Genomic DNA, 12,577 nt, shown 5'->3' with positions numbered 1-12,577 from the left:
CTCCACCCCCTTCCTGCTTACCGTTTTTCCCGCACACGCGGGGGTGATCCTAAGTCACAAAATGCTATGAACAGCTATCACAAGTTTTTCCCGCACACGCGGGGGTGATCCCGCTATGAGCAACAATCAGTAAAGCGGATATCAGGTTTTTCCCGCACACGCGGGGGTGATCCTTAATAATCTTAACTTTGAGTCTAAAAGTCCAGAGTTTTTCCCGCACACGCGGGGGTGATCCCTTTTCCGCCTGTGATGCGTGGCGCGTAAGATTGGTTTTTCCCGCACACGCGGGGGTGATCCCCTACACCAGCAAAAAAGAAGCCCTTAAAGCAGCGTTTTTCCCGCACACGCGGGGGTGATCCTGGTTGTGAACCTTCAGGAGCATGACCTTTGGCAGTTTTTCCCGCACACGCGGGGGTGATCCTTGGGCACGCGGCGAGATTGGGTACTCGCGTTGGGTTTTTCCCGCACACGCGGGGGTGATCCCAACGCTCCGCCCTTTTGAAAAGCCAGCTTTCAAGTTTTTCCCGCACACGCGGGGGTGATCCCATTTTTTATTTCCTTTCAAGTATACATTTATAGTTTTTCCCGCACACGCGGGGGGTGATCCTAGACAGGTAAAAGCGCGCAGACCTTTGCGCGCGTTTTTCCCGCACACGCGGGGGTGATCCTTTCACAGACCAAAAGACGGTGGATCTTTCAAGGTTTTTCCCGCACACGCGGGGGTGATCCTCAGTCACGCGACCCGACTTGCTCACGACAACCAGTTTTTCCCGCACACGCGGGGGTGATCCTGAGTTTAGATGCTGCACTAGAGTCAAGATTCTGGTTTTTCCCGCACACGCGGGGGTGATCCCAGTCAAAAGCAGCCAAAAACAGCCAAAAAAAGGTTTTTCCCGCACACGCGGGGGTGATCCTGACTAGAGCTTGAACTAGAGCTTGAACTTGTAGTTTTTCCCGCACACGCGGGGGTGATCCCAGACAAAAACAGCCACAAGCAGCCACAAACAGGTTTTTCCCGCACACGCGGGGGTGATCCCTCTTGTACTTTGCCTATAGCAAACGCGATTTCGTTTTTCCCGCACACGCGGGGGTGATCCTTGCCGTTCTCGTTAAAGTAGAAACGACAAGCGGTTTTTCCCGCACACGCGGGGGTGATCCCATATCTTTAACCAACCGGTATGCGTATCTATCAGTTTTTCCCGCACACGCGGGGGTGATCCTATCAGCTGTGCTATAGTGCAGATAGCACATATAGTTTTTCCCGCACACGCGGGGGTGATCCCCACTTTCGCAACTGTACAACGCGCTGAAACACGTTTTTCCCGCACACGCGGGGGTGATCCCCAATATGAGGTATCAAGAGAAATTGCAGAAGTGTTTTTCCCGCACACGCGGGGGGGGGTGATCCCGGCAGCCTGGATCAGGCTTCTGAATGAGTGATGGTTTGCCCACACTGACGGACGGCCAAGTCCTAAAAGTGGCGAAAATTCCGTTTCCTTCCTCTAGCTGTGACTGCTTTTCTATTCTCATCAATTTAATAGTAAATGTATTTTACTCGTATTCTTCTAAAACCAAGTTCACACCACGGCTGCTCATCAATTACCTTCATCCTATAAAGCATTGTGTTCAAAGACATTACCTATTGGATACCATACATTACTGTGTCACATATTGTAGCGGAATTTACATGTATAGGATTCCCTGATTGTCGTACATACCTGCTGCGTCATTGTTGCAACATCTGGTTGCGTAATCACTACCATAATGGTTGCTGTTCTGCGGCAACGCCTACAGTAAAAATAAAATTGGGCGTAACTTTTAGGTTCTGCTTGAATATTTCTCCTAAAACGTATGGCGCATAGCAAAACTGCATTAAAGTTCTCGTGATTTGTGTCCAAGAGAGCTGTCAGTGTCCTCGTTTACAAAACCAAGCGAGCAATATTGCAAAAAACCTTATTTGGCACGAGTTCTGAAGTTAAAAATTGCCCTTTGTGCCGCTTTTGAGAGGTTCTCAAAACTGTACCAACGCGATTATCTTGGAACATGCAAAACACGTTTTTGAACCTATGGCTCTTCGCCATAAAAACTCGTGTCAAATAAGGTTTATTCGAATATTAAGGAAAATGTTTTGTGAAAGCTTGCTCGAAAGCCCTGTCGCAGCGCCTAGGTGGCATGGAATCAAACCAGGTGTGACGGCGAGTCTTGCGCAGCATCACGCCAAGCGCAGCGGTCCGCCCCGCGTAGCAGCCACATGCAGCTCCAAGCCACAACGCAGTGCTACGCGCAACACCAAGCCAAACAGAAGCGAAATGTACACTACATTTTGACCCCGATCTTTCCTGTAATACTTGCAAGTTTATTGCGTATCACTTAACAATATATGATTATCATGTTCGACGATTTTACCGGATTTAAGCAACATCAATAAAGCATGATGTAAAGCTTCATTGTCGTATTTGCCTATTCTCTTTTTACCATATAGACCACCGATAAACTTATAGAGTCCATCTTGTGTCACCTTAACATTCTTACCGATAATCTTAAGCATTCCCTCGCCAATCTCTTCAGGTGCAATCTGGTTAAAATCGCGCACAATATCCCCAGGTATTCTAAAAACAATGGGTTTATACTCTAGATATAGAAATCCATGCCTGCGGATAATGCCGAGTTCTTCGCACCCGCGCATATTCGTATCAAAAGTTTTTTGCACAACAGAAGTAACTTTTTCACGGTGGAAATACCAGATAATTCTCTGCAAAAGCAGCTTTTCCGAAAGAGGCGCTTCAACTTCCAAAATATCTTTAATAAATTCTTTAAAATCTGTGTTTTTGTGCTCATAAAACATATGTTTGCAATCAGCCATTTTGTATGTTGGAAAAGAGAAGGTGTTTGTATCAACTGGTTGTGCAATACCATCAATAGTTTTTGAATATACTGCTTCTAAACTGCTCATATTTCCAATAGATTCATAATGAGAATTCGCATGATTAAAATGCCTGCCATAGCTATCATGAACTGAATTAGCTAAAACACCTGAATCATTGCTTGAAGAAACCATACGTTTACTAGGTAAAACCGTGATACTATCAGATGTATTTGCCGCATGAATATAGTTCATGTTTACAGCTTCGTTAGCAGCAGTCAAAAGCTTCTCTTGCTCAATTATTCTGTTTCTAAACCACTCAGTCGACCAAATTCTATAGAATTGCCAACCCATATGTTCCAAAACGGTTTGTCTCAATCTATCTCGATCACGAGCATTCTTAGAAGAGTGATAGCTCGCACCATCACATTCAATTGCTAAAACGTAGTCAGAACTGTTTTGCATCTTTAAGCCAAGATCAATCCTGAATCCAGAGCATCCTACCTGCGTGTCTACAGAGAACCCATGATTTCGCAAAAATTCACACACTTCAAACTCAAAATCTGAATCAAACTGATCTGTGTTTTCCACGCTTTCTGTGCGCTCAAGAGCAATCTGACCATGTTCAGCATAATCAAGATATTCTCTGAGTAATCTAACACCTTCTGATTTCGTGCGACTCAGATCTATATCGTTAGCATGCATGGAAGAAATAATCTGAATGTTATATTTAGCTCGCGTAACAGCAACATTCAAGCGTTTTTCGCCGCCATCTCGATTCAACGGTCCAAAATTAAGTGAAAGAACGCCTTTCGCATCCGGTCCATAGCCAACACTGAATATGATGGTATCGCGCTCATCGCCCTGCACTGTTTCAAGATTCTTTATGAAGAAAGCATCCTCTTTATTCTCGTCAAAGAATAATTCTTTTTCTGGAGTTGATTGGCGCCGCCTGTACAGCAATTTATCAATAAGATTCTGCTGGCTTTGGCTAAACGCAACAACACCCAAACTTCTATTAGGATATGTATCAATGTTTTTATAAATCAAATCGACAACATACTCAGCTTCTTTTTTATTGTTATGAGAGGAACGATCAAACTCTCCATTCACATAGTAATAATCAATTCCAAGACCTTGAGAATCATGCTGAGCAGATGGGAAACTTATAAGTTTGCCATCATAGAAGTTCTTATTAGAAAATGCGATGAGGTCTTCACAACGACTACGATAATGCCAGCTTAGTCTTACTTGCGGCAGCACGGCAGAAGCTAAATCTAATATAGAATCAAAACTTCTTATATCATCATCTTCGTCATCAATTTCATCATCATTTATAACTGCACTAAAGAAATTAGTAGGTGGCATTTGCTTAGAATCGCCTACAATAACAGCCTGCTTAGCACGACTTATAGCGCAAATTGCATCCCACGGAAACATCTGAGAGGCTTCATCAAATATGACAATATCAAAGTTCATACAATCATAGTCAAGATACGTACTCACGCTTAATGGCGACATCATAAAACATGGTTTAACTTGCTGAACAAGCACCCCAGTATCTTTAAGAAGTGAGCGTATGTCCATATTGTTTCTTGATTTCTGATTTTCTCGCAACAGTGTGCTCAAAGGGCTTCCTGCCGCAGCACAATTCAGTTCAGGGCAGGCGGATGCAAGTTTTCCGCGTAAAGTTAATTGATTGATTTTAAACTGCTCGACATCTTTTTCTGCAAATTCTCGGGCTGCTCTATCTTGGGAAAGTCTGCTAAATTGCGACAGAGTACTATTTTTTCTAATAATGAAGTCAATCCATTGCAAATAAAACTGCTTTTTAAAAGTCCCTACAATAGCGTCCTCGCTTACATTGTTTTTTATAACAGCGTCAATAAATGTAAGAATCCCAATATTTTTGATGTTATTAAGTAATTCTCTAAATGCACACCATTGATGCAATTGCCCGAATGCAGAAAGACAGCCATTCAATTTAGATAGTGCGTCGTCGAGTGACATAGATCTTATGTTAACAATTTCCTTATCAAAATTGCCACACATATAGTCCAAGTTTTGAACAGTGCTTTTATCAAAGATGTTGGAGATGCGATCGGAATAGTCAATGAATGTTTTGCTCTCGGATAAGAAGCTTGAGTGCTGCTCAAACTGCTCAAACGTGTGTTCTTCAGAAAGCATCTGTTTAAGCGTGTCCATTTGTTCACTTACATAATCCCAATTAGTATCGATACCTTTGTAAGCTGGGCCAAGCATGGATATAACAGGCGCTTCAATGGAAGGATACTTGTTTATCGCTTTCTGGTATGTTGATAGGGCACCCATCAAAAGAACAAGCTCGCCATACGCAGGCTTCTTGTTTGTTTTCATACATCGTCGTACATCAGAAACAATTTTCTTATATCCCGAATTAAACATTCTAGAAAACGCACTCTTCAGATGTTGCAGATCATTATAATTTTTCAAACCATCTAGTTGATAAATCCTGTCACTACAATACGACAACTTTTGTGCTGAAAGTCGGATCTCATCGCTCAATGACTTTAATTGTTGCAGAGCAGCGCTCGCACTGGCAAAATTTTGCTTTTGTAAAAGAGTGGGAGTAATGAGCGACGATTCGGCAGCAAATCTAAAAAACGTTTTCCAAAAAAGCAGATCCTTCAAACATGTACAGGTGATGGCATAGCGTTTAGAGATGGTAGCTGCTAGTGTCTGCAGTTCTCGTAGCATATCGACTAACGTAGACATACTGTGCTGTATGCGCGTTTCCTCGATCAAAGAAGTACTCTGATTTATGTATCCGTACCACGGATTATCGCGGTAGTTATATCCTATCGTAGGCAGATAATCTACATATGTTGTTAAGAGATTGGTCGCCGCATCCAGATAGTCTGAACCTAATGTTGATATATCTTGCACTTCACATATTACATCAGGATTTTTATCAAATTTTGCATGACATTCAAATAGATCATATAGGCTTTTATTAATTATAGGATTTATGCTATGCAGGTTGTAGTCATAGGAATCTAATTTTTCTTTTGCTGCTACTTTTGCACGTAGTTCTTCATTAACTTTTTGGTGATTGATTTCATTTTTTTGAATATCAAAATTGTCGCATATATCTTTGATAACATCCTTTTTATTTGCTTTGTTTGAATGAAGGGGGAGACAAAAATCGGCAATGCCTACTTGCTTCATTTTATGGTAAACGACATTTAGAGCTGCAAGTTTTTCTGAAACGAATAACACCTTTTTTCCGTCGTGAAGGCACTCAGCTATGATATTAGTTATTGTTTGACTTTTACCAGTGCCTGGAGGGCCTTGCAAAACAAAACTTTGGCCTGATTTTGCCATTTCTATGGCATTAATTTGGCTAGAATCAGCGTCAACAACAGTGCATAAGTCAATTACTGGATCATGCGTAGGTTCATATTTATCGATATCTGCATTGGGACTATCATAAGAGTTCGTAGGAGCACCTAAGAGCTTAGCAACTATTGGATTGTTAAGAATCTTATCCTTATTATGCTTAAGATCCATATACATATTTATTTTTGCGAAGGCAAAAAGCCCCACTTTACACTCTCGGCTTATTTCCCAGCCTAGGGGAGAAACTACATGCTGCACACGTTCAATGTATGCTTCCAATGTAGTTTCATTTGTATACTCTGGAAGTGTTATGCCATACTCGTTATTTAGTTTGCACGAAAATGTTTTATTGATAAGAACTTCATTATCAAGTACTGATATTACGCACGGATCAGTAAGAGCTTTATACGTTATTTGGATGGGGATTAAAAGTAGGGGAGCATAATGAACGGTATCAGCGTAATTAGCGTCTTTCCAATGAATAAAACCAAATGCAATATGTGCAACGTTTATGCCGGTTTCTTTCATAATCTCATTGGCGTTTTTCATAATACTTCTTGCAGTAGTTATGGGATTATTAGAGGTACTGTAAGCAAGAACTTGTGAGGAGCTTATTTCATTGGAGAATTTGTTAAGCAAATCGCTTTTGTTATAAACCTGTTCTTCTTCCTTACTATCTAATTTTGTATTGTATACAGAATTATCGTCATAATTACTAGTTCCATCGCGAAGAACCTTAACCGGATTAAATATTTTAAAAGACTTTGGATTATCTGAGGAAAATTCTTGGAAAATCTCATTGGCAGTTGGTTTCAATATTTCTAAGGTAGATGATTTACGATCTTTGAAACTTACAAGATTATTTCTCTTGCCAGTATCCAATAATTGTTCAGCCCACTTATCCATACGTTTAGATAACTCATCTAATTGTTTTGCTTCCATCTGCTTTTTCCTCACAAGCGTGCTAGTAGTAACTCAATTAGAATAATTCTAACTCTAAATACGTTCTGTTTTTTAAAACAAGGTTTAAAAATCATTCATACGTAATAGTAAAAAATGACAAAATTGAAATGGGAGTTTGTGAAATCTTGAGTTAAAACTCGCTGGCACCCTCGCTTACAAAAACTTTCGAGAAAATTCGAAAAATACCCCGTTTGACACGAGTTCTGAAGTTAAAAATAGCCCTTCGTGGTGCTTTTGAGAGGTTCTCAAAACTGTACCAACGCACCTACCTGGTAAAATGCAGAACACGTTTTTTGACTCCGTGGTGTCACGCTACAAAAACTCGTGTCAAATAAGGTTTTTTTTCGAATATTAAGCAGAATGTTTTATAAAACCTTGCTCGAAAGCGCCAGCGCAGCACCAAGATGGCATGGAATCAAGCCATGCACAACACCAAGCTACACGCAGCAACGGCGCGCCAACTTCACTGTCCGCGTTCCCACCAAACTCCTAAAAGCCAGATCCAATTACATCAAACCACGCCGCGCCCAACAACGCCTGCGCCCAACCACGCAGAATATATGGTATTTCTTAGGTAAATGCCTATAACCCCACTATTTAAAAATAGTTCCGTATGATTATTGAATGAATGCGTTACAATTGCTATATGTAAACATGCTTAAGACGAGAGGAGACTTTCGTATGTCACAAGTCGTTTGTGGAACGCTTAAAGTTTCAAACGATTGCATTGCCGATTTGGTAGGTCATGCAGCTCTTGAATGCTACGGTGTAGTGGGAATGGCTGCTCTCGATCAGCAAGACGGCATAATGCATCTCTTACCCATGTATCGCTTACGTAAAGGTGTAGACGTAGAAACTAAAGACGACCATCCAGTTGTATCGCTGCACGTCATTGTTGAGCAAGGAGTCAACCTGGTTTCGGTTTCTAAAAATTTAATCAGTGCCACTCAATTTATCTTAAAAAAGATTGCCGAGCTTAACGACGTAGAAGTTCGTGTATTTATTGAAGGCATACGCGCCTGATCGCGTGTTGCAGGTGTGCGCTTGCTGCACTAACGCGTTTGCTGCACGTCTTGCGTACGAGTTCGTCGCGTGCCATGTGACAGCGTGCCACGCGTTGCACCCGTCGCGCCGCTCCCGTTGACCTTGCGCACCTTGCTTGGAGCGTACTGGTGCAAACAGCGCGAACATCGTGCAAAGCGCGCACAAGCATCGCAAAGCGCACAAGCGCCACACCAGCGCACCAACCGCGCGCAATACGTGCACGCGTACCGCGCCTGCACCTGCTCAAGTATTGGATAACCGTCTATGAATTAAAGGAATTCCACTGATATGATTTCTCATGTGATTCGTACCTGCTTTCCCGTTGCAGCTCAAGCGGTTGCAAACAAAGCTGATGAAATTAACAAGCTTAACGTATTCCCCGTTCCCGACGGAGATACGGGAACAAACATGTCGCTTACGCTTCAAACCGTGGTAAAAGAGGTGGAAGACCTGCCTCAAGATGCGTCGATGGAAGATATAGCACATGCAATTACGCACGGATCACTTATGGGCGCGCGCGGTAATTCTGGCGTTATTACCAGCCAAATTTTGCGCGGTATTAGTGAAGGTCTTGTTGGTGCAACGGACGAAGCTCTAAGCGTAGAAGACATTGCAAAAGCCTTACGAAACGGCGTAAAAGTTGCATTTAAGGCTGTAAGAAAGCCCGTTGAAGGCACCATTCTTACCGTTTTAAAAGACGTGTCGCTTTGCGCCGATAAGCTTGAGCAAAAACACGCAACCAAGCAAGAGCTCCTTGATGCAATTGTGGTTGAAGCATATGAATCCGTTGCACGCACACCCGATTTATTGCCCGTGCTTAAAGAGAACGGGGTAGTAGATTCGGGCGCTTTTGGTTTTGCAACTTTTATCGAAGCCTTTGTAAATGCTTATAACGGTAAAGATCAGCAGCTTACCAATTTTAAGACTACGGTTGATGCCCACGATGCCCAAGATACCAAAGACGCTAAAGCCCACGTATCAAATGCGGTTGATATTGCGGTTAACGAAGATTGGGAAGGCTCTCAGTATCGTTATTGTACCGAGTTTTTGTTCCATGCCGATTTAGAAGACTTTAACCCCGAAACTCATCTTAAATTCCTTGCGTCCCAAGGTGACTGCGAACTTTTGGTAGGAAGTTATCCCGATTATAAGATTCATGTTCACACTAATCGTCCCGATTACGTTTTGCGCCACATGCTGCATCGCGGCCAAATATATAACGTGTTTGTACACAATATGGATCTAGAGGCTCACGAACGAACAGACGCCATCCGCGATGACAAAGTTCTTGTTCACGGTGATGATTTTGTCGCTGGATCTGCAGCATCTACATCGGCTGCATCAGCTGCTTCTAATGCACCGTTAAAGGACGTAGGTTTCGTTGCGGTTGCAGCTGGTAGTGGTCAAGCAGAAATTCTTACATCATTAGGTGTTGATCAAATTATCTCTGGCGGCCAAACCATGAATCCCTCAACGGCCGATATTCTTAAAGCTATCGAGGCAACCCATGCTCGTCAGGTAGTTGTATTGCCTAACAATTCTAATATTCGCATGGCCGCCGAAGCAGCTGTTCAGGCAGTTACTTCTTGCGTTGCAAAAGTTGTTCCCACTAAAAGCGTTCTGCAAGCGTTTTCTTGTATGTTCTGCGTTGATTTGAGCAAAGATTTTGATGAACTTGTTTCACAAATGACCGATCAACTTTCCCTCATTAGAGACGGCGAGATAACCTGTGCTGTTCGCGATTCGTCGGCCTCTGATGGTACGCCTATCCACGTAGGTGATGTCATGGGTATTGCCTGTGGTTCCATCGATGTGGTTGGGCACGACGTATGCAGCGTAACGCTTGAAGTTATTGCTCGTATGATGGCCGAAGAAGAAAGCGATACCTTAACTATCTTAGCTGGTAAAGATATGGATCAAGCAAGCTTTGACGATCTGGTAGAAAAAATAGAAGATAAGTTCCCCTCGCTTGACGTAGATCCACAACGCGGAGAACAACCGCTTTATCCTGTGATTTTCTCGCTCGAATAAGGCGTCTGTGGATACTCAACTGCATATATCCGAGGCATCACCGCGTCTTGCAGCGTCTTGTGCGCTTGACGCGCCGCTTGGCATGTTGCCGTATGTAACGCCTGCGCGCGCGAAGCTGTTTTCTAATCTTGGTATCCATACCCTGCGCGATCTCATGTTGCGTATCCCTCGTAGATACCTTGATTTTTCGCGGCATGTTTCTATTCTTGAAGCAGCTGTAAATGATACAGTTACTATATCGTGTGTTATTGATCGAATTAATCTTAAGCGTCCACGTCCGCATCTCTCAATTGTTGAGATGTACGTAACCGATACCATAGGTATCATGCGCATTTCGTTTTTTAGGCAGCCCTGGCTTGCAAAAGCCTACCATGTTGGCGACGTTGTTGCGCTTTTGGGTAAAGTAGAATATTCGTATGGCTTTAAGTGCATGAATTCGCCGTTTATTGAGCTTATCCACGCTGCAGATACCCGTCCTACAGACGGCCACGCTGCAGATACTCATACAGCGGACGCCCATGCACAAGATAAGCGCGCGCCTCAGCCCGTGGCCAATACTCGTCTTGATACGCATATTCTGCCTGTCTATGCACTGTGCGACGGCTTATCCGCTGCGTGGTATCGACGCATTATTAAAATATGTTTGCATAAAATTTTGCCGCTGGTAGATTGTATACCGTCTGTATATCTTGCGCGTAATCGTTTGATGGGATATTCAACTGCTATCCAGCAGATACACATGCCAACATCGATGCGTGCACAAGAAGCTGCGCGTCGCCGTTTTGCATATAACGAGCTGTTTTTTCTTCAGCTTGCACTTCGCGCGCGCACTTCTGTTGAGGATACTCAAGACCCCATACAACACTGCATTAACGGAAGCCACCTCAAAAACTTTTATAAGGCGTTGCCGTTTGAATTGAGCGCAGAGCAGCAAAGTGCAGCTCATGACCTTTTACATGATATGCAGGCAAAAACGTGCATGAATAGGCTGTTACTTGGTGATGTTGGAACGGGAAAAACCGTTGTTTGCGCCCTTGGTTTTGCTGTTTGCGCCGACACATCCACACAAGCTGCCATGCTTGCGCCAACCTCTGTTTTAGCTCAGCAATATGCCGAAAAAATAGGCACGCTCCTTACCAAATTGTCTATCTCGTGGGCACTTTTAACGTCTGCAACAACAAAGTCCGAGCGCACCGATATTCTGAGCGGCTTACAAACAGGGTCGCTTCAGGTCATTTTTGGTACCACATCGCTTTTGTCTGATGATGTGCAATTTCACAAGCTTTCCTACATCGTCATTGACGAGCAGCACCGCTTTGGCGTTCATCAGCGTCTTGCGCTTAGACAAAAATCTCCGTTTGCCGATTTACTTGCCATGAGCGCAACTCCTATTCCGCGTACGTTGGCACTCTCGTTTTACGGCGACTTAACCTGCTCTTTCATTAAACATAAGCCGTTTTCTACGGCAAAAGTAACAACAAAAGTATTAGCAAACGAAAATGTATCTGTGGCCTATGACGCTGTTGCTGCATGCATTGAGCAAGGTCAGCAAGCTTATATTATTTGTCCACTTATCGACAGCCAAGACGCGCGTACCACGGTTGATGACATTGCTCCCAATGCACAGTCTTCCGCGCAGACGTTGCACAGTGCACAACAAACGTTTGAAGCTCTCAAGCGTAGTAGTTTTAGCGCTTATCGAATTGGTCTTTTAACAGGTCGCATGGATAACGTTGAAAAAGATAAGGTTATGAGTCAATTTAGAGCGCATAAGCTTGACGTGTTGGTAGCAACAACCATTGTTGAGGTGGGTGTAGATGTTCCGCGTGCCTGTGCTATGATTATCCTTGACGCCGATCGCTTTGGGCTTGCAACGCTTCACCAGCTGCGTGGTCGTGTTGGCCGAGGTAGTCTTGCTGCGCAGGTTTATTTGGTGACCGCTTCAAAAAAGCATAGTTTAGCTCGACAAAGGCTTGATATTTTGGAGAACACCTTTGATGGCTTTGAACTTTCTCAAAAAGATTTGGAACTAAGACGCGAGGGCGACATTTTAGGCTATCGTCAAAGCGGTACGCTTACACTGCGTGTTTGTGATATGGTGCGCGATATGGATCTTATTGAGGCGGCTCACCGCGATGTGGGCGAGCTGTTAGACGGTGATCCTGATGTATCGCAAGTCCAACATCGAGCACTGGTGCATGAAATGCACGCGCGCTTTCCAGCTTATTTTGAAGAACTTAAAGGTATCGGGTTTTAGCGCTTTGAACTGTAAACCTTTGCGTCTGTGCTATCCGCGCC

Annotated in this window: 4 protein-coding genes and 1 CRISPR repeat array (1 of these 5 running past the window's edge); of the genes, 3 read left to right on the top strand and 1 reads right to left on the bottom strand. The window is 43.5% G+C overall.

Translation table 11 applies throughout. The annotated features are described in order from the left end of the window. Positions 1–1,404: a CRISPR direct-repeat array (repeat unit 28 nt; unit sequence GTTTTTCCCGCACACGCGGGGGTGATCC); it reaches 39 nt to the left of the window's first position. Positions 1,405–2,356: 952 nt separating this feature from the next. Then, complete coding sequence (locus AC1DBT_RS00895; RefSeq protein WP_480018226.1) at positions 2,357–7,183, bottom strand: DUF4011 domain-containing protein; 4,827 nt, start codon at positions 7,181–7,183, stop codon at positions 2,357–2,359. Between the two features lie 702 nt (positions 7,184–7,885). On the opposite strand from AC1DBT_RS00895, the gene AC1DBT_RS00890 reads away from it, so the two are divergent. From AC1DBT_RS00890 to AC1DBT_RS00880, 3 genes are all read left to right on the top strand, one after another. Then, positions 7,886–8,227 carry an Asp23/Gls24 family envelope stress response protein gene (locus tag AC1DBT_RS00890; protein ID WP_311430785.1) on the top strand — a complete coding sequence of 114 codons (342 nt, stop codon included), beginning with the start codon at positions 7,886–7,888 and terminating at the stop codon, positions 8,225–8,227. A gap of 309 nt (positions 8,228–8,536) precedes the next feature. Then, positions 8,537–10,279: a DAK2 domain-containing protein gene (locus tag AC1DBT_RS00885; RefSeq protein WP_480018225.1), complete on the top strand. Its 1,743-nt coding sequence runs from the start codon at positions 8,537–8,539 to the stop codon at positions 10,277–10,279. Between the two features lie 7 nt (positions 10,280–10,286). Continuing rightward, on the top strand, positions 10,287–12,536 hold the full coding sequence (locus AC1DBT_RS00880) for an ATP-dependent DNA helicase RecG (protein WP_480018224.1): 2,250 nt from the start codon (positions 10,287–10,289) through the stop codon (positions 12,534–12,536). The last annotated feature ends 41 nt before the right edge of the window (positions 12,537–12,577 follow it).

This window comes from Fannyhessea sp. C0108B2, assembly GCF_056583915.1.
This window is presented reverse-complemented; position numbering and strand designations above follow the sequence as displayed.

Coding starts and splice junctions, on each gene's coding strand:
- AC1DBT_RS00895 (WP_480018226.1), bottom strand. CDS start 7,183: ATGGAAGCAAAACAATTAGATGAGTTATCTAAACGTATGGATAAGTGG.
- AC1DBT_RS00890 (WP_311430785.1), top strand. CDS start 7,886: ATGTCACAAGTCGTTTGTGGAACGCTTAAAGTTTCAAACGATTGCATT.
- AC1DBT_RS00885 (WP_480018225.1), top strand. CDS start 8,537: ATGATTTCTCATGTGATTCGTACCTGCTTTCCCGTTGCAGCTCAAGCG.